Below are 17,033 nucleotides of genomic sequence, written 5' to 3' on the forward strand. Positions count from 1 at the left end.
CGCTGGTGGCCGGAATCGAACTCGGTAACTTGTTCGGCACGAGCTGCGGCAGCACCAGATGCCGTTGCTTACCGGCGACGAGCCTGGCGCCCGGAATGGCGGTGCGGACCGCGAGCGTCAGTTCAGCTCGGGACCTAGTTCGCGGATCACCTCGATCAGCAGGTCGGCCTCGGCTTCGGTGATTCGCCAGTTGACGAAAGTCGGTCGCAGCACGGTCATTCCGCGATAAATCGTGGTGCCGACGTAGACGCGGCCGTCGGCGAGTACGGCTCGGCCGAGGCGGGCGTTGAGGTCGTTCAGCTCGGGCTCGGGGACGCCGGGCGGGCGATAGCGGAAGCAGGTCACCGACAGCTGCACCGGGGCGATCAGTTCGAAATCCGGTGCGGCGTCGACTATTCGGCCGAGTCGCTGGGCCACGTCGAGATGACGTTCCACCATCTCCCGGTAGCCGTCCCGCCCGTAGGCGTGCAGTGTCGCCCAGATCGGGAATGCCCGTGCCCGCCTGGATGATTCGGGACCGAGCATATTGAAGTTCGGGAACTCCTCATCGAACTCCGGCAGGTAGGCCGCACCCCAGCCGCCGAATGCCTCGGTCAGTGTGGATTTGTTCTTCACGAACGCAAAGCCGCTCTCGTAGGGCACATTCAGCCATTTGTGCCCGTCGGCGGTGATCGAGTCGGCGCGTTCGACGCCGCGCGTCAGGTGCGCCGTGCGCGGCGACGCCGCCGCGAACAGCCCGAACGCGCCGTCCACATGCAGCCAACAGTGGTAACGGGCCGCCAGATCGGCCATTTCAGCGATGGGGTCGCTATCGCCGGTGTTCACCTCGCCGAGATTGCCGACGAGTACGGCGGGCATGCCGCCGAGCCCGCGCAGCCCCTCCTCCATGGCGGCGAGGTCGAGCCGCCCGGCGTCGTCGCGGACGAACGTGCGCACCGTATCGCGCCCGCAACCGAGTATCTGCAACGCCTTTCGGACGCTGGCGTGCACATATCCGCTGCTGAACACGGGCATCGGCGGCAGACCCGACAAACCCTGCGACGTGACGTCGGAGCCCAGTCGCTCGGCCCACCAGCGCCGGGCCGCGGCCAGACCGGTGAGGTTCGCGAAGGTGGCACTCGGGGTCAGTACGCCACCGAAATCGCTTGGCAGGCTGAATAATTCCTTCAGCCAGTCGAGGACGATCGCCTCCATCCTGGCCGCCAGCGGCGACCCGATCCACAGTCCTGCAGCCTGGTCGAGCAGCGAGGCCAACCAGTCCGCCGCCATCGCCGCGGGCGTCGCACCGCCCACCACGAGGTGATAGAAGTGCGGTCCGGACGCGTGCGTCGCCGCCTCCGGCGCGACGGCGAGCAACCGCTCGATCGTCGCCACCGTGCCCGAACCCTGTTCCGGCAGTGGACCATCGAGCCGATCGATGAGCACGTCGTTGGCCGAATCGTGCACCTTCCGTTCCGACAGGCTCGCCAGATACGGCCCGGCCGCCCCGTGCACCAACTCCAACGCCCGCACCGCGTCCTCTTGCTCCTTCAGCGGATCACTCATCCCCTCACCGAACCGTCAACCGATTCGCTTGTAAATAGCCTGCGGCCCAATATATTCCGGGTCTTGTCGGATATCGTTTGCCGAACCTTCGCCGCTGGCCACCGGCTATTCGAGCCAGCTATCGGGCGGGCCTTCGTCGCGGACATGACGCTCAACGACATCAAGAAAGCGTGCGGTGTCTGCTAGGTGTGAGCGGCAATGACGTTGATGACGCCTCCGGGCCGGCAGGCCACCAACGTCTTGGCCGCAAGGCATCTATTGATCGAGAGGGAGATTGGATGAATAAACCTCTCTGGTCCGAGGATCTGACCTCTGCCGGAAATGCGTTCGCGGCTCGCCGCGCTGTCGTTGCCCGATTTGATCGAAAGTTCTCGGCGGATGGCGAATCATCGAAGCGATTCCGGCGATCGAGCCGTATCTGGCCGATCCGCACGAACACGTCCGACAGGCCGCGAAGACGGCATTGAACAACCTGCGAGGCGCTGACCCGCCGCAACAGTCCCAGCCCGACTACGGCGGGCCGAAGGTTCAGCGAAAGATCGAGGTCAGGAGAAGAAGTAGTTCTTACGGCTATATGGCATGTGGATAGAACTGAGTCTCCCCGCATCCCAGACGGCCTCGTCTTCGCTGAGACGGAGGTCGCCGTCGCGTCGTAGGAGCCACAATTTTTCAGAGCCCTCTAGATACAGAAGGGCATCGCCCGCTACGCGCCCCAGCAGCCCGGCGACAACTTTTACCAGATCATCGCCCTGGGCCGATGTAGGGGAATTCTTTCCGTATCTGAATCTTGCGAATAACGTCGGAGAGAATCCGAAGTCTTCCGCTACTGGATCGCCCCAACGTGATGGCGTAGCGACGCCTACCCTGATCCAGGTTCCGAGGTGAGTGATGATACCGTCCGACTGCAATGCCTCAGTGTTCGATTCGGTATCGAGAATGTCCAAGGCTTTTGTTATATCTATCAAGGTGTTGGAAAATTCATCGACAGATGTCTGCGTCGCTATCTTGAACACGTAATCCAACGCCATTCAATGCCTCCTTCTGGCTACGGGAATAATGGAACGATACTTCCGGTCTTATCGATGACAAGGACCTCTTTGAGACCTTGTATCGGCCAATCTTTCAGCTGGGCCTTCATAACGGCCAAGTCGACATTGCTGTCAGCGAGATTTAGCACGACTCGCTCGGTCTGGCCAGAGGAAACCTTCTCTTCGATAGTTGACGCAATATTTCGAGCATTACTTGTCGATGGCGCGTAGTTGTCGAATATCTTGCCTTCGATCTTATAATCAGGGTTCTTGGCCGTGCCGGGAACATCTGGATTTTGTTCGACCTTGTATCCGCCGCGGGACAAGATATCGGCGGATTCATTTTCCCGCGTTAGGGCGCGAATGTTGGCTGGATCCCGTTCATTGGGATCGATTTGCGTTCGTCTGCCACTGGGGATGGAATTAGGATCGGCCTTTCCGGACGGCTTGGTCGTGTCCGAAGGGTTAAGCCTACTCTTGAACTTTTCGACCAGCTTGGTCCCGAGTTCTTTTATGCGTTGAATGGTTTCCTTAGTTTTTGCGGTGGCGCGTTCGATCTTGACCGCAGCCCGGATTTTCGCCGCCTGGACGGCCTTCTTGATCAGGTCGGCAAATTTCTCGATTATTTTGGCGACTTTGACTGCGGCTTTGGCGGCCACCGCCGAGGCGCCTACGCCGAAGCTGATGCATGAGGCGAGCACCGAGAGCGTGAGGTCGACGACAACTTCTGTGGCTCGCTCTGTGGCGAGGTCTTTGACCAGTTGCTCGAGATCGGCCCGCATGTCGTCATGGGCTTTTTTCTGATCCCGGCAGGCTTGGGCCAATTCCCCGTAGGCGCCGGAAAGGTCGCTTGCGGCGGTTTTGAGCTCGCGAAGATCTTCGTCTATGAAGTTCGCGTCAGGAGAGGTCACTTGTTCGAATAGCGCGGCCGCACGTTCGAGCTCACCGGGGGTCGCGGTCACAGTGGCGTTATTGGCGAGGCTATTCCAGACGTCGCCGGAATGCGACAGTTTGGTCGTGTCTCCGTCGGGAATAGGGATGCCGACTTTCACGGCGAGTTCCAGGCCGTCGTCGACGAGCCCGCGGCCGGGTCCGCCGGCAGAAGGTGGTACCAGCAGTGAGGCTAGTTCTTGTGGGGTGAGGGTGAACGACGGATTCAGGTTGGGAGCGGCTGGCTCGGGTTGACCGCTGTTTTTGTCATAGTCGGCAAGAGCGTGGTTGTAGCCGGCCTGTTTGAGCACTTGGGCATAGCCGTCCAATGCCAGCACCATGTCAATGGACATCGTGTAGATGTCTTTGCATTGCTGGTCGTAAGATTCGGCCCACTTCTTTCCGTCGCCGACACTTCCGGCCATATTGGTTGTGTCGCCGAATGATTGCATCGCGGCTTTGAAAGCCTCGAAGTAGCCAGAGGACGCTTTCGCACAGATGTCGCCAGCGTCGTAGTAGGTTTGCGCTGAGACGTCGAGAACGGTCACGACTGACTGCCTGTATTGCGTCCGAGCATCTGCAGGTTCGTCGTGACGGCGGTCTGGTAGCGGTCCCGCGCAGCAATGGCTGCGGTGCGCATCGTCTCGATGCCTTCAGCGACATCCTGAGCGCCGGTCACCCATTTTGTGAACGCCTCGTTGGCAGCAATGGCGGACGGGCCGGTCCAGTTGGACTGCACGCCAGCGGTGCGTTGCTGGATTCCGGCGATGCTTTCGGTGAGGAACCCGACAAAGCCCTTGAGTTGGTTGGAGATGTCATCGAGCTCGTCTAGGTTCACCCGGAATGAGTCGGTCATGAATTTGCCCTCCCCATGCCTACGGTAGGTCCAGTGAGCTGGTGCCTGCAGCGCGCTGTGTGTCGAGATCGGTGTGGGTGTCGGCGACCACGCCGAGCAATTCGGCCAACGTCGCCAATGCTTCCAGGACGGTTTCCGCGCCCTTGCGAGTCTCTTCCCAGCCCGATCGGTAGGAGGTCGCGGAGTTGCCAGTCCAGTTCTCCAGCAGCTTGTTGACCTCGGCATCGATCGAGCGCAGGCCAGCCACCAGTTCCTGCGCCGTAAGCTGGACATAGCGGCCGGCGTCGGCGACCTCGGCTGGGACGACCTCGAATCTCCCGTCCCACGCCTGTGTCATAGAGGCATCCTCCCTCGCCCAGTGATACAGAAATTACACCAGCCACTCGGCATCATGCCGTTACCGTCGACTAGTCGAGGCGTCGACGCAACGTTAGCGATGGAAGGGTCTGAAGGTCGCGGCCTGCTGAACAGGGCGAGATTCGGGCCAGTCGGATCGTCACCGATCGCTTTCTCACTCTCTGGTAATCGGAACCCGGCCCGAAGCTAGTCCCAGGGTTCTTTGTTTTTGTCGGCGAGGCGGGATTGGGCTCGGTCTATCCAGGTGGTGAAGGTTGCGGTCAGGTCGGGGACGGTGGTGGGGCGGACGGTGATGTGTTCGGCGCGTTGTTCGGTGTAGCGGCCGTCTTTGTTGATGTCGCGCCAGGTGAGGACATTCCACGGTTTGGTGTTCGCGTGGAAGGGGCCCGCGAGTAGGACCGCCGTGCCGCCGCCGTCGGTGGGGCGGTTGACCAGGCGCTGGTATTGCTCGCGCGGTGTGTTGCGGGCGACGTCCTCCATGTAGCCGTCGCGGCGGGGGCGCAGGTCGTCCGGGTGCAGCATGAGGGGTTTGCCGGATCCGGGCGGGCAGGCCGGGAGGCTCGCGGCCAGCCGGGAAGGCAGACTCTCCGAACTGAAGGTGCGCACCCGGATCGGGCCGTAATCCGGGTCGGCGCCGTACTGGCTCATCACCACGGCGCCGAATTGGGTGCGCGCGCCGACGATCCGGTACTCGCGGACATCGCCGGGGCCGGTGCTGTTCTTGTGTTTGCTTGTGCCGCCGATGATTTCGATCCGCAGCTCGGCGCGACCGAGAGTATCGAGCGCGGCCTGGATCTCGTACCGTTCATCCCGGGAATAGCGGGCGTGCACGGCCTTTCGGTGTGCCGCGAAACCGTCGCGGAATTCGAAGCGGCTCGTGTACTGCAGCGGGTCGGGGAACCGGTCGTAGGCGTCGCTGAACCACAGCGCCGCGAAATCGTCCGGATCCCAACTCCATTCGGCCATGCGTGCTCGTTCTCCTCGGTAATTCCAGATCGTCCCGTATACCGGTCGTTCAGGCGCGTCCCAGCATCACCTGGACGCGGCATCGGCGCCGGGGTGGGGCGTGGCCCCCGACGCCTGGTGAAGCGAAAACCGCTGTGCCGCTCAGCCGTCCGTGAATTCCGGGTTCGTCCCGATCACACCGCCGGGCAGCGTCCTCGGCTGCTCGCCCAGCAGCTCCTCGGTATTCTCCTGGTTGATCAGGTAATCCGGGATCTTATGCTCTTTGTCGTCGTCGCCCTTACCGCGAGCCCCACCGGGCATACCGAAGCCGCCCGCCGTACCCGCCGCCGCGGCATTTCGTGCCGCCGCCGCTGCCGCCTGAGTCGCGGCGGGCGAACCCGGAAGACCCGGAATGTTCTGCCGCGGAGCCGGAGTCGTCGTCTTCGGCGCACCCGGAGTCGTGCCCGGACTCGGAGAGTTCGGCCTGCCCGGAACGTACGGGCTGGTCGTCGTCGGATTCACCGAAGTCGGGCTCGTCTTCGTCGGATCGACACCCGTCGGTGTGGTGGGAGTCTTTGTGTTGGACGGGTTTTGAGTCGACGGGTCCTGCGTGGTGGTCGGATTCGTCGACGTCGGGTTGGTCGACGGGTTATCCGTGCCCGGTTGCTGGCTCTTGTCGTTCTTATCGTTTTTGTCGTTGGTGCCTGGGCCCGGGTCGCCTGGAGTTTTGGGGCCAGGGGTGGTCTGCGGGCCCGGGGTGCTCGGGCCGGGGTTGCTCGGTTGCCAGTCCCATCCGCCGGGCGGGGCGTTGGGGATGTCGACCGGGTTGGTCGGGCTGCTCGGGGTGGGGAAAACCGGAATCTTGGCGTCGACGGCGGACATGGGCTTCACGTAATCGTTTTCCATCGCTTCGCGAGCTTCTGATTGCTTCCGCGACTTCTCGCCGTTCTTGCCCCAGCTCCACGGGTTGTACCAGTGCTGGTCACCATCCACCAATCCGGGAATCGCCTTCTGGGTTCGGCTGACCGCATTAAAGGCTTGGTCGACTCGGTCCTGCATCTCGGATATGGGCCCGCTCAGCTCGTGGGCTTTGGTGATGTAGTCCTTGATTGCCTGCATGGCTAGAGGAGCCGCTTTTCCACCCTGCCATGCGCCGTCGAGCGACTTCTGGATAGAGCGGTTGAAGGTGGTCAACCCTTGTTCCCAGAGCTTCCAGGCTTCGGCGTACTCTTGTCCGGGTTGCACCGCTTTCGTTGGGTCGAGCGGCTGGAAAGTATTGTGAATATCCTTGTGGCTCCAGCTGTTCGGATTCTCTCCGCCGCCTGGAATCTTCGGTCCCTCGTATTCTGTCGTCATTTGTGCGGCCTCGACTCGAGAGCGGGGGGTTCGACCTTCGGCCGGGTGTCCGGGGCCTCGTTCGCTGTCTTGAATGCGGCCGCGAAGTTGGCGTCTGATTCGACCATGCGATCACGGACGATCCGGTGGGCGTTCTGGATGTCCTCGACGATCTTCATGTGTTGGTCCATGATCTCGTAAAGGCTGTTTGGGTCGTTTTGCGCCTTGGTCTTGAACCGATTGACAAGGGTGTCGCTGGAGACCAACTCTTTTGTGCCTTCTACAGCGTGTCCTACGCCACCCCAGGCGTTCGAACTGTTTTCTCCGAGTCCCCAACTTCCGGTTGCGTAGATCCTTGTGGCTTTTTCCCTTATCTTCCGGATTATATCCTTGAAACTTTCGCAATCGCGGTCGATATTTACGAAATCCTCCGGCGATAGCTTGATCGTCACATGTCCATCCTGGACTTCTTTCAGGATGTTCGCCAACGGCCGATGTGATTGAGTATTGTCGTCGCTCATCTTTTCCCTCCCGACGAGAAATTTAATATGACGGTCAGGCTCCAGCAGGCAGGGTGGGTGCAATCTTTTGCGCTAAAGACTTGGCGATATCGCAAGCATCGAGATCTTTAGTCACCGAGGACTGATCGGGCGGGTTGTTAACGTCGACTTCAAGGCTGCCGCCCTTCATCTCAACATCAACTGTGCACGAGTCCTTTATATGTGGCCCAACGAATCGACGAGTAGAGATTGCTCGCCTACTACCGATGGTGAACTCTGTTGTCTCGGGATACTTTTGGTCACGGACCGCATCCACCGTGGCGTTGGTTGTCTGAATCGAAGAGGCGTACCCACCATGGTGCAAATACATGCAGCCACGCCAGATGATCCCGCCTTGCGGCGCATTTGAGTCTTCTGGGCCCTCATTTGTAAGCTGCTCGGAGTCGAGAATGCTCTGGGGAACGTCTTTGCAGGCGTTGTATCCAGCAGGTACATCCGGAGCTGGCTTCGCCGAGGAAGTCGACTTGTCGCTACCAGACGTCGGCTCGGGAGTCCCGTCCTTCGATGACCCGCACCCCGCGAGCACGAACACTGCACCGAGCGCTAGGGCTGCCAGCCGCGCAGAATTCGACCTACTCGTCATCGATTTCCCTACACGCCGGTACCCGCCTAGTGGCCTGTAGGGGTCGGACCGGCCTCTCCGCCCCCTCAGACTTGCCGACCTTACGTCAGCTCATGCAGACGCTACCGGTGGGTCTATGGGCTTGCAAGCATACGGCTGCGCAGGTTAGGGCATGTTTCACACCAGCTGGTCACTTGCCCTGTTGTCCGGCGAATGGGCGATCCGGGGATCGCGGGAATCGCCCACCCGCTCGGACGGCAGATTCTTTCCGCGTCAGCGCTGGTCGAACCGTCCAGTGGCGATATCCGCGACGAACGCAGCCCACTGATCTGATGCGAGCACCAGGGCTGGCCCGCACGGATTCTTCGAGTCGCGCACCCCGACCCGGTTCCGATCGAGGAAAGCGACTTCGACGCAGTCCTTGCTAGGGCTGCTGTAGCTGCTCTTGAACCAGGCGGCGGAGGAAAGGTCGCTGCTCATATCAGGTACTCCTTCGCGATCCTCAGGGTGAGGGCCCGGCTTTGTCCCTCATCCAGGGCGCAACGTTGAAGTTCGGTGTATGCCCGTTGGTACTGGCGCACTTCTTCGGTCTTCTCAAGGTACAGCTCGCCAGTGAAGCCTTGCACGAAGACGCAGGGCGGTTCGGTGAGGCGAGCCGTTGGGTGCCTTGGGAATTCGAGGATGACGAACGGTCCGACGATCAGTCCGCCGTATGCTTCCGCGCTGAGCGGTATCGCCCGGATCGAGACGTTCGGCAACTCGCCCACTCGCGCAAGGTGTTTCAGCTGATCCGACATCACAGACGAACCGCCGATCGCCCTCCGCAGCGCGGACTCGTCGATGATCGCTTCCAGCGTCAGTGGTCTCTTGGCGCTGGTCAGTCGTTGCTTTCGGCGAGCGAACATCTCGATGCGTCGCTCGACCTCGCTGCCGGGCATCGTGGGCGATTCCACCCAGATCATCGCTCGCCGATACTCATCTGTCTGAAGCAGCCCCGGCAGCAGCGCGTTCTGATACGAAATGAGCTTCTTGGCGGCCTCTTCCATTCCGATGAAAAGGTCGAAGCCATCGGGGATTGCGTCGTTGTACGCGTACCACCACCCGGTGCGTTTGGTTTCCTCGGTCAACCCGAGAAGCACATTCGTCTTCTTCTCCGTCGCACCGTACATCTGACACAACCGCTCGATGAACAGTGGATTCAACCGCACCTCCTGTCCGGTCTCCATCCGCCAAAGCGTCTGTTTGGCAACGCCTATCGCCTGCCGGGCGGCGTCGGCGCTCACCCCGGATTTCTCTCTGAGATCGCGCAACTGGCGGCCCAGCATGCGACGCGGGAGGGTCGAACCTGTTGGTGTCACGACGAATCCCCTTTCGTAGTCTCACTAGTCAGTTGCGTTCGTAACTGGAACCTCGCTGCGGGAACCATCGGAACTTTGCGACCATTCGGCCGGTTCCGTGTGTCGAAGAGATTCCTCGCCCCAATTACCGGTGCTCTACTGAACGCGCGCCCGGTCGCCATCGCAGAAAGTCCTGAAACCATATCCGCGCCAAAGGCTTCAGGTCCAGTGCGGTCGGGCGCGCCGCACTCGTTTCCGGCGCGGCACGAACAGATCTCCTAGGGGGCAGATATGGACGAACCAGCTTTCGCGGATACGCCGGCCACGCGCTGCGCCTACTATCGGCGCACCTGCGGCCTACCCGCCGGAATCCATCCGGAGGTGGGGCGAATCGTGGTGAAGGCGGGGGTGGTCGGCGGGATCACCATGCCCGCCCGGCTCGGTCAGCGGGTGCGCGACGAACTTCTCTTCCGCGGCCTGGCAATCGGCCCGATCGTGGCCCACATCCGGTCCCGCAGATGGACTTTCCTCTGCCGCCCCGACCTCACCGTCGATCCGGATCTGGCCGCCGAACTCTTCCGCCTCGACGTAACCATCGTCCCCCTGGGCGGCGAAATAGCCCTCCCGTCCCCGGCCGACTCCGCTACCACCTACCGCACCTGGATTGTTCCCCCGCGCGACACCTTCCGTCCGTCGGCCGCCGTGATAGTCCGCGCCGCGCGCACCTGCGTCCGCGGAGCGGTCCGATGATCGATTTCGAAAACGATTGCACCGCAACAAAACTGATGTGCTCGCCAGCCGGTCATCCGCGAATCGCCCGTCGGGGCGGTGCCCACATGTCTCTGCAACGTATCCGGGGCAACGAACGAGAGTCGGATAACCGCAACACATACCCGCGAGCCCATCTCGAAAATCCCAGAATGGCACATGGGATGCGATTCGTCGGCTCGGGACGGGGGAGCGGTGAATAGCGCTCTGCCAACGAGATACGAGGTGCTGCAAGCGTGCCGGGGTGAACTCGACTCCGATCACCCGCTCCTGACGGCGGCGCGACAGCTGACCCGCTGGCACGAACGTCAGCTCGTCGCAAGCACTTCGGCATGTCCTGAATCGGCAAGCCGCAAGCCGGAGTCTGATCCGGCATCGCCGGTGACGGGATCGCCGTGCGGCGCCGCCGAATCCCGCGCGGACCTGATCACCCGCATCGACCGCTGGGCCGAAATCCATGTGCCACCCGTTCGCGGCGCGGCATACCTGCACACCGAAACACTGGGTTCGGTGCTGGACCGCCTCGCCTACCTGACCGCACACGCCTATACCGCCCTGGCCGCGCACGACGAATGGGAGCTGTGGTTCCTGTGGGAGCGACTCGCCGAATTATCCTGCGCCTACGAGGATCTCGTCACCGAACTCGCCGCGGGCCGCCGCCGACTTCCCGGCACGATGACCTGACGGTCCGCGTCGGCACTCGCGACCCGAACCGATGGCAACGCTTTTCGGGGCATGTCCGGTTTCCGCGTGGCTGCGATGCTGAGTGCCCGGTCAGGAGAAAACGGGACGGATCACCGGTCCGTGCGAACGGGGTGCGCATTGCGAAAGTTCTTCGGTGCCATACGTATGGCGTTCACCGCATGGATCGGCAGACACCTGCCGAAAGCGGCCGAACCTCAACCCGATTCCCGGCCCGCGCCACTACCGGCGCCGCAACGCCCCACCGCGGCAACGAAAGAGATGCCCGCCCTCGCGAAACCGGCGCTCGCTCCGACCAAACAGTTGCCGGTGATCGCGACTCACGACGACTACCGCCAACTTCTCAGCATGGTGATGGGCAACTCCACCACCGCCGACCGTCTCATCGAATACGAACGCCGCAAATCCCCGACCGCAGACCGCGACACGCTGATCGCCAGCGCGATCGAACAACTCCGTCGCGACCGGAAACACCAGGGCTGAACCCCACCGCCTCAGCGATTTCGGTCGGCATCGCGTTCCCGATGACAGAACATTGTCCCGACAATCACGGGCGCTCCCGCGCCGACGCCGAACGCGATCAGCCCGTTCGACACGATCAGGGTGGTTGCCAGGGCGGCCATGGTCGCCGCCGCGGCACCGAGATTGATCAGGTATCGCCCCCGCCGGTCCGCGCGGCCGGATCCACGGCCAGCCAATCATCCGGCGGCTCGCCGCCAAGAAGACGACACCGCGTCGGGGCGAATGCAATCCCACACGGCGTATTCCCATGACGATGTAGGCCGACTACGCGGTTTCGGGGGCGGCCGTACGGCCGGGATGTGGCGAACGTGACGTGCGATATCAGGTTCCCCCCGGACGCCGACACCGGAAATCGGGGCGTACCCGGATAAAATGGTTAGTTAGACGAACCGCGTCATGTGGTATGCGATGTGCGGTGAGTCGAGGCCGATCGATGCTAAAACCGGGTCGATCGGGCGGTGTGGTCGAGACGAATGCAGGAGGTGGGCCGAATGTCGAGCACCGAGGATCGGCGCTTCGAAGTTCTGCGCGCGATCGTCGCCGACTATGTCGCGACCAAGGAGCCGATCGGCTCGAAAACCCTTGTGGAGCGCCATAATCTGGGTGTTTCCAGCGCGACCATCCGCAACGATATGGCGGTGCTGGAGGCCGAGGGCTACATCACCCAGCCGCACACCAGCTCCGGACGGGTCCCCACCGACAAGGGGTATCGCCAATTCGTGGACCGCATCGCCGCCGATGTGAAGCCGCTGTCGGCGGCCGAGCGGCGGGCGATCATGCAGTTCCTGGAGTCGGGTGTCGACCTCGATGATGTGCTGCGCCGGGGCGTTCGCCTGTTGGCCCAGCTCACCAGGCAGGTCGCGGTGGTGCAGTACCCGACGGTGTCGGCCTCGACGGTCCGGCATATCGAGGTGGTCGCGCTCAACCCGGCCCGGCTGCTGCTCGTGGTGATCACCGACACCGGCCGCGTCGACCAGCGGCTGGTGGAACTCGGCGCACTCGTCGACGACGACGACCTGGCCGCCCTGCGCGCCATGCTCGGCACCGCGATGGACGGCAAACGGCTGGCCGCGGCCTCGGCGGCGGTCGCCGAACTGCCGGAGCGGGCCCCGCAACCGCTGCGCGACGTGCTGATCCGGGTGTCGACGGTGCTGGTGGAGACGCTGGTCGAACATCCGGAGGAGCGGCTCGTGCTCGGCGGCACCGCGAACCTCACCCGCAACGCCGCCGATTTCGGCTTCCCCGGTTCGCTGCGCGCGGTGCTGGAGGCGCTGGAGGAGCAGGTCGTTGTGCTCAAGCTGTTGGCAGCGACCCAGAATCCCGGCACGGTCACCGTCCGGATCGGCGAGGAGACGCAGGTGGAGCAGATGCGCAACACCTCCGTGGTCTCCACCGGGTACGGCTCGGCAGGCGCCGTGCTCGGCGGGATGGGTGTGCTCGGCCCCACCCGGATGGACTACCCGGGAACAATCGCCTCGGTCGCGGCCGTTGCCCGCTATATCGGCGAGGTGCTCGCCGAACGCTGACCGGTCTCGCTGTTAGCCTGTAACCCCGGCCGGATAAAGTTGAGTGCATCCGACTAATGTTGGTCGGTCGGCGTGGTGCAGGCACACCAGTCGGAACTGTGGAGAGCGACCAAGGACTAGAGAACTCAAGTGGCACGGGACTACTACGGACTGCTCGGCGTTTCCAAAAACGCGACCGACCAGGAACTCAAGCGCGCGTACCGCAAGCTGGCACGGGAGCTCCACCCCGACGTGAATCCGGACGAGGCGGCGCAGGCCCGCTTCAAGGAGGTGTCCACCGCCTACGAGGTGCTCACCGATCCGGAGAAGCGGCGCATCGTCGACATGGGTGGGGATCCGCTGGAATCCGGCGCCGGCGCCGGCGGCTTCACCGGTGCGGGCTTCGGCGGCCTGGGTGACGTCTTCGAGGCGTTCTTCGGCGGCATGAGCGGGGGCGGCGGTGGCCAGCGCAAACCGCGCGGCCGGGTGCAGCCCGGCGCCGACTCGCTGATCCGCACCCGGTTGAGCCTGGCCGAATGCGCGGTCGGCGTCACCAAACATCTCACCGTCGACACCGCGATCCTCTGCGATGTGTGTCAGGGCGCGGGCACCAACGGCAATTCGAAGCCGGTGCGCTGCGAAACCTGCGGCGGCGCAGGCGAAGTGCAGTCGGTGCAGCGGTCGTTCCTGGGCCAGGTGCTCACCTCGCGGCCGTGTCCGACCTGTCGCGGCGCGGGGGAGATCATCCCGGATCCCTGCCACAAGTGCGGCGGCGACGGCCGGGTGCGGGCGCGCCGGGAGATCGCCGCGCCGATTCCGGCCGGTGTCGCGAACGGTATGCGGGTGCGGCTGGCCGCGCAGGGCGAGGTCGGCCCCGGCGGCGGCCACGCGGGCGACCTGTACGTGGAGATCGTCGAACAGCCGCACGACGTATTCGTCCGCGACGGCGACGATCTGCACTGCACCGTGCGCGTCCCGATGGTGGACGCCGCGCTCGGCACCACCGTGGTGATCGACACCATCCTGGACGGGCCCACCGAACTGACCATCGCGCCGGGCACCCAGCCGGGCGAGGTCTCGGTGCTACGCGGCCACGGCATGCCGCGGCTGCGTTCCGGTGCGCGCGGAGATCTGTTGGCGCACTTGGATATCGTGATCCCGACCAAACTCGACGGCAAGCAGACCGAACTGCTGCGCAAGTACAAGGGCTTGCGCGAGCGGGAGCGGGCCGAGGTGATGTCGGCGCAGTCCGAACACAACAGCGGGCTGTTCGCGCGGCTGCGCGCCTCGTTCAGCGGGCGCTGAAATCCTTGGCCGCCACGGTTTTCTACCTCGACGAGATACCCGCCGTAGGTTCGGTCGCCGTCCTGGACGGGCCGGAGGGGCGGCACGCGGCGACCGTACGGCGGATCCGGGTCGGCGAGCCGATCACGCTGTCCGACGGCCGCGGCCTGCTCGCGACATCGGAGGTGGTGGCGACGGCCAAGGACCGGCTCGACCTGCGGGTGTTGGACCGGGTTGTCGCGCAACCGGTTTCGCCATCGGTGACGGTGGTGCAGGCGTTGCCGAAATCCGATCGGTCGGAGCTGGCCGTCGAATTGATGACCGAGGCGGGGGCCGACCGGATCGTGCCGTGGCAGGCGTCGCGGTGCGTATCGAACTGGGAAAGCAAGGCGCGCAAGGGCGTCGAGAAGTGGCGGCTCGCCGCGCGCTCGGCCGCTCGGCAGTCGCGGCGCGCATACATACCCGACGTGCTCGGCCTGCACGCCACCCGGGACGTAATGGCGATGGTTCGTGACCTGGTCGGCCGCGGCGGAATCGCGGTCGCGCTGCACGAATCCGGTGCGGCGCGGTTCACCGAGCTGCCGTTCGACAAGGTCGCCGAGATCCTGCTCATCGTGGGTCCCGAAGGGGGACTGGATGATTCGGAACTCGACGCGTTCACCGAGGCGGGTGCTTCGGTAAGCCTTTTGGGCCCAACAGTTTTGCGGACGTCGACGGCCGCCGCGGTGGCGCTCGGGGCATTGGGTGCGCTGACGCCGCGCTGGTGAGGCTCGCGCGCTTTACCTGGTAGGTAATCGACTTCGGCCGGGATGCGGGCCAGGCTGCGGGTATGGCTATGAACACGGATTCGCGGTTGGGTTCGGCGTTGCGGGGGTTGGCTTTCGGGCGGATCGCGCTCGGGGTGGTTTCGCTCGCCGCGCCGAGGGGCACGGCTCGACTCTTCGGGATTCGACCTACACCCGAATTGACCTATATGACAAGGATTTTCGGTGCGCGGGCGATTGCGCTCGGGCTCGGGTATCTCGGGGCGTCCGAGACCGAGCGGGTGCGGTTGCAGCGGCTCGCGCTGATGGTGGACGTCATCGACACCGTGCATGGCGCGGCGCATCTGGTGCGCGGTGACGTGGCGCGTCCGATCGCGCTCAGCATGGTCGGGTTGACCGGCAGCTATATGGCCGTCGGGGCAGCGAGATTCGCCCTCGACCTGCGCTGAGGTCTGCGCCCACGGGCGGATGCGTGGCGGGGCAAGGCCGATTAGTCTGTCAGAGACTGTATTCGGAAGGGGCACACGATGACAGCTCGCGCGGACGCTTCGTCGATCTTTCCCGCCTGGGTCGATCGGCTTCAGCTGAAGTATATGAATCCGGTGGTGCGGCGGGTCGGGCCGTATCTGCCGATGTTCGCGGTGATCGAGCATCGAGGGCGGAAATCGGGCAAACAGTATTCGACCCCGGTGAACGTGCTCAGGTTCGACGGGAAGCTGGCGGTGGTGCTCGGGCATGGAATCACCGACTGGGTGCGGAATGTGCGCGCGGCGGGGGAGGCCCGGGTGCGCTACTCCGGCCGCACCTGGCATGCGACGAATCCGCGGATTATCGAGCGCGGCACGGGCGGCGCGGAGCTCCCGGCCATCGCGCGAATGATGGGGAGGCGATTCGGCGTCTTCGTCGTCGACATCGAGCGGAACTGAGAACGGCGGCCCTTGACAGGGGTATATCCCACTGTGGAATATGGTGGTGTCATCCGGCGGACCGCCGTTGCCCTCGCATCGAAAGAGCGACCATGCCCACGCTTCCATGGACGACAGTCGGCACGCCCACGACACCCGAGGTCCAATGCATGGCCTCGCGACTCGAGGTCAAGTCGCTGCTCGACGTGCCCGGATTTCTGATTGCTTCGCTGGCGCTGTGGCGGCAGGCCCGCCGCTCGCCAGGGGCGCTGGGCGTCGCCTTGAAGGCGGAGATGCCGAAGCGCACGTTCTGGACGTACTCGGCATGGCAGGACAAGGCGGCCATCTACGCCTATGCGGGTTCCGAACCGCACAAGTCGACTATCGAGCGCAAGCGAAAGGTTATGCGGGAAGCGACTTTCGTGTTCTTCAACGCCTCGGTCGACGAATTGCCCGTGTCGTGGGATGAGATCCGCCGCCGGATCACCGAACAGCGTGATTCGGCACAGACAGGCCACGATGCGGCGTCGTGAGCGCTCGACGCCGCATTCGGGGTGCGCTTTGGAAGTCCATGCCGCCCAAGCCAATTCGAATCGTCGTCGACCAACACGTGCTGACTCGGGACCGATTCGGCTGGGGCTGAGCGAGTTTCAGAGGTCGCCCGAGTAGTCCTGGGTTATCCAGCGGTCGGGACGGATGGTGAACAGAACGGATTTGGTGCCGTCCATTCTGTCGACGAAGGCGCGTGCTTTTTCCGGGCCTAGGTAGCGGGTGGCGATCGCCTCTCGGGCCTCCCGCGGGGATGGGGTGGTCGCGTCGATGACGGTGCCTTCCACGATGACGTACTGGTAGGGCAGCTCTTCGCGCTGGACGGTGACGGTCACCGCGCCGGCCTCCCGGATGAGGCGCGCTTTGCGGCGCTCGGAACCGGTATTGATCCTGATATCGCCGCCGGGGGTGTAGTCGTACCAGATCGGGACGGTCGCGGGCGGGCGTCCGTCGGACGCCGCGACCGACAGCACGGCAATATGCTTGCCCGCGAGGAATTCCTGACGTTCGGCCTCCGTGAACGGTTTTGGCATGTGAGTCGGAACACTCCGATCGGTGCTGTTATTCCCGTATCCCGCT

General features: G+C 63.7%; 21 protein-coding genes. 9 read left to right on the forward strand and 12 right to left on the reverse strand.

Going from position 1 to position 17,033, the window contains the following annotated elements:
* Positions 1-117: 117 nt before the first annotated feature.
* The 11 genes from LGY53_RS14115 to LGY53_RS14165 form a co-directional block, all read right to left on the reverse strand.
* A complete protein-coding gene (locus tag LGY53_RS14115; RefSeq protein WP_225727122.1) occupies positions 118-1,545 on the reverse strand; it encodes a pyridoxal-dependent decarboxylase in 1,428 nt (475 codons plus the stop codon).
* A gap of 545 nt (positions 1,546-2,090) precedes the next feature.
* On the reverse strand, positions 2,091-2,573 hold the full coding sequence (locus tag LGY53_RS14120) for a SitI3 family protein (protein WP_225727123.1): 483 nt from the start codon (positions 2,571-2,573) through the stop codon (positions 2,091-2,093).
* 17 nt (positions 2,574-2,590) lie between these two features.
* Positions 2,591-4,051, reverse strand: coding sequence for a hypothetical protein (locus LGY53_RS44135; RefSeq protein WP_225727124.1), 1,461 nt, complete (start codon positions 4,049-4,051; stop codon positions 2,591-2,593).
* A complete protein-coding gene (locus tag LGY53_RS14130; protein ID WP_225727125.1) occupies positions 4,048-4,359 on the reverse strand; it encodes a WXG100 family type VII secretion target in 312 nt (103 codons plus the stop codon). The genes LGY53_RS44135 and LGY53_RS14130 overlap by 4 nt, the downstream gene beginning before the upstream one ends.
* Positions 4,360-4,378: 19 nt before the next feature.
* Positions 4,379-4,696 carry a WXG100 family type VII secretion target gene (locus LGY53_RS14135; RefSeq protein WP_225727126.1) on the reverse strand — a complete coding sequence of 106 codons (318 nt, stop codon included), beginning with the start codon at positions 4,694-4,696 and terminating at the stop codon, positions 4,379-4,381.
* Between the two features lie 206 nt (positions 4,697-4,902).
* Positions 4,903-5,682 (reverse strand): ESX secretion-associated protein EspG, encoded by a 780-nt coding sequence (locus tag LGY53_RS14140; protein ID WP_225727127.1) that lies wholly within the window; start codon positions 5,680-5,682, stop codon positions 4,903-4,905.
* Positions 5,683-5,823: 141 nt separating this feature from the next.
* On the reverse strand, positions 5,824-7,017 hold the full coding sequence (locus LGY53_RS14145; protein WP_225727128.1) for a hypothetical protein: 1,194 nt from the start codon (positions 7,015-7,017) through the stop codon (positions 5,824-5,826).
* On the reverse strand, positions 7,014-7,517 hold the full coding sequence (locus tag LGY53_RS14150; RefSeq protein WP_225727129.1) for a hypothetical protein: 504 nt from the start codon (positions 7,515-7,517) through the stop codon (positions 7,014-7,016). Before LGY53_RS14150 ends, LGY53_RS14145 begins: the two co-directional genes overlap by 4 nt.
* Positions 7,518-7,551: 34 nt before the next feature.
* Positions 7,552-8,088: a DUF3558 domain-containing protein gene (locus tag LGY53_RS14155; protein ID WP_225727130.1), complete on the reverse strand. Its 537-nt coding sequence runs from the start codon at positions 8,086-8,088 to the stop codon at positions 7,552-7,554.
* Positions 8,089-8,391: 303 nt separating this feature from the next.
* Positions 8,392-8,598, reverse strand: coding sequence for a DUF397 domain-containing protein (locus LGY53_RS14160; RefSeq protein WP_225727131.1), 207 nt, complete (start codon positions 8,596-8,598; stop codon positions 8,392-8,394).
* Positions 8,595-9,443 carry a helix-turn-helix transcriptional regulator gene (locus LGY53_RS14165; protein WP_225727132.1) on the reverse strand — a complete coding sequence of 283 codons (849 nt, stop codon included), beginning with the start codon at positions 9,441-9,443 and terminating at the stop codon, positions 8,595-8,597. Before LGY53_RS14165 ends, LGY53_RS14160 begins: the two co-directional genes overlap by 4 nt.
* Positions 9,444-9,746: 303 nt before the next feature.
* Between LGY53_RS14165 and LGY53_RS14170 the strand changes: the two genes are divergently transcribed.
* The 9 genes from LGY53_RS14170 (at position 9,747) to LGY53_RS14210 (ending at position 16,438) form a co-directional block, all read left to right on the forward strand.
* Positions 9,747-10,205 (forward strand): DNA-directed RNA polymerase subunit beta, encoded by a 459-nt coding sequence (locus LGY53_RS14170; protein WP_225727133.1) that lies wholly within the window; start codon positions 9,747-9,749, stop codon positions 10,203-10,205.
* Between the two features lie 399 nt (positions 10,206-10,604).
* Positions 10,605-10,907, forward strand: a complete 303-nt coding sequence (locus tag LGY53_RS44140; RefSeq protein WP_225727134.1) for a DUF4254 domain-containing protein — start codon at positions 10,605-10,607, stop codon at positions 10,905-10,907.
* Positions 10,908-11,072: 165 nt separating this feature from the next.
* Positions 11,073-11,408 carry a hypothetical protein gene (locus LGY53_RS14180; protein WP_225727135.1) on the forward strand — a complete coding sequence of 112 codons (336 nt, stop codon included), beginning with the start codon at positions 11,073-11,075 and terminating at the stop codon, positions 11,406-11,408.
* Positions 11,409-11,938: 530 nt separating this feature from the next.
* On the forward strand, positions 11,939-12,973 hold the full coding sequence (hrcA, locus tag LGY53_RS14185) for a heat-inducible transcriptional repressor HrcA (RefSeq protein WP_167473354.1): 1,035 nt from the start codon (positions 11,939-11,941) through the stop codon (positions 12,971-12,973).
* Positions 12,974-13,102: 129 nt separating this feature from the next.
* Positions 13,103-14,257 (forward strand): molecular chaperone DnaJ, encoded by a 1,155-nt coding sequence (dnaJ, locus tag LGY53_RS14190; RefSeq protein ID WP_225727136.1) that lies wholly within the window; start codon positions 13,103-13,105, stop codon positions 14,255-14,257.
* Between the two features lie 5 nt (positions 14,258-14,262).
* On the forward strand, positions 14,263-15,003 hold the full coding sequence (locus LGY53_RS14195; protein WP_225727137.1) for a 16S rRNA (uracil(1498)-N(3))-methyltransferase: 741 nt from the start codon (positions 14,263-14,265) through the stop codon (positions 15,001-15,003).
* 62 nt (positions 15,004-15,065) lie between these two features.
* Positions 15,066-15,449: a hypothetical protein gene (locus LGY53_RS14200; protein ID WP_225727138.1), complete on the forward strand. Its 384-nt coding sequence runs from the start codon at positions 15,066-15,068 to the stop codon at positions 15,447-15,449.
* Between the two features lie 78 nt (positions 15,450-15,527).
* On the forward strand, positions 15,528-15,926 hold the full coding sequence (locus tag LGY53_RS14205; RefSeq protein WP_225727139.1) for a nitroreductase family deazaflavin-dependent oxidoreductase: 399 nt from the start codon (positions 15,528-15,530) through the stop codon (positions 15,924-15,926).
* Between the two features lie 149 nt (positions 15,927-16,075).
* On the forward strand, positions 16,076-16,438 hold the full coding sequence (locus LGY53_RS14210; protein ID WP_225727140.1) for a hypothetical protein: 363 nt from the start codon (positions 16,076-16,078) through the stop codon (positions 16,436-16,438).
* 117 nt (positions 16,439-16,555) lie between these two features.
* On the opposite strand, the gene LGY53_RS14215 is transcribed toward LGY53_RS14210, so the two are convergent.
* Positions 16,556-16,987 carry a pyridoxamine 5'-phosphate oxidase family protein gene (locus LGY53_RS14215; RefSeq protein ID WP_225727141.1) on the reverse strand — a complete coding sequence of 144 codons (432 nt, stop codon included), beginning with the start codon at positions 16,985-16,987 and terminating at the stop codon, positions 16,556-16,558.
* Between the last annotated feature and the right edge of the window lie 46 nt (positions 16,988-17,033).

It is taken from the genome of Nocardia sp. JCM 34519.1 (genome assembly GCF_020361265.1).
In the GTDB taxonomy this organism is placed as follows: domain Bacteria; phylum Actinomycetota; class Actinomycetes; order Mycobacteriales; family Mycobacteriaceae; genus Nocardia; species Nocardia arthritidis_A.

Bases quoted from the DNA above. Each gene is read 5' to 3' on its own strand.
- LGY53_RS14115 (WP_225727122.1), bottom strand. From the start codon at position 1,545: ATGAGTGATCCGCTGAAGGAGCAAGAGGACGCGGTGCGGGCGTTGGAG.
- LGY53_RS14120 (WP_225727123.1), bottom strand. From the start codon at position 2,573: ATGGCGTTGGATTACGTGTTCAAGATAGCGACGCAGACATCTGTCGAT.
- LGY53_RS14130 (WP_225727125.1), bottom strand. From the start codon at position 4,359: ATGACCGACTCATTCCGGGTGAACCTAGACGAGCTCGATGACATCTCC.
- LGY53_RS14135 (WP_225727126.1), bottom strand. From the start codon at position 4,696: ATGACACAGGCGTGGGACGGGAGATTCGAGGTCGTCCCAGCCGAGGTC.
- LGY53_RS14140 (WP_225727127.1), bottom strand. From the start codon at position 5,682: ATGGCCGAATGGAGTTGGGATCCGGACGATTTCGCGGCGCTGTGGTTC.
- LGY53_RS14145 (WP_225727128.1), bottom strand. From the start codon at position 7,017: ATGACGACAGAATACGAGGGACCGAAGATTCCAGGCGGCGGAGAGAAT.
- LGY53_RS14150 (WP_225727129.1), bottom strand. From the start codon at position 7,517: ATGAGCGACGACAATACTCAATCACATCGGCCGTTGGCGAACATCCTG.
- LGY53_RS14160 (WP_225727131.1), bottom strand. From the start codon at position 8,598: ATGAGCAGCGACCTTTCCTCCGCCGCCTGGTTCAAGAGCAGCTACAGC.
- LGY53_RS14165 (WP_225727132.1), bottom strand. From the start codon at position 9,443: ATGCTGGGCCGCCAGTTGCGCGATCTCAGAGAGAAATCCGGGGTGAGC.
- LGY53_RS14170 (WP_225727133.1), top strand. From the start codon at position 9,747: ATGGACGAACCAGCTTTCGCGGATACGCCGGCCACGCGCTGCGCCTAC.
- LGY53_RS14180 (WP_225727135.1), top strand. From the start codon at position 11,073: ATGGCGTTCACCGCATGGATCGGCAGACACCTGCCGAAAGCGGCCGAA.
- hrcA (WP_167473354.1), top strand. From the start codon at position 11,939: ATGTCGAGCACCGAGGATCGGCGCTTCGAAGTTCTGCGCGCGATCGTC.
- LGY53_RS14200 (WP_225727138.1), top strand. From the start codon at position 15,066: ATGGCTATGAACACGGATTCGCGGTTGGGTTCGGCGTTGCGGGGGTTG.
- LGY53_RS14205 (WP_225727139.1), top strand. From the start codon at position 15,528: ATGACAGCTCGCGCGGACGCTTCGTCGATCTTTCCCGCCTGGGTCGAT.
- LGY53_RS14210 (WP_225727140.1), top strand. From the start codon at position 16,076: ATGGCCTCGCGACTCGAGGTCAAGTCGCTGCTCGACGTGCCCGGATTT.
- LGY53_RS14215 (WP_225727141.1), bottom strand. From the start codon at position 16,987: ATGCCAAAACCGTTCACGGAGGCCGAACGTCAGGAATTCCTCGCGGGC.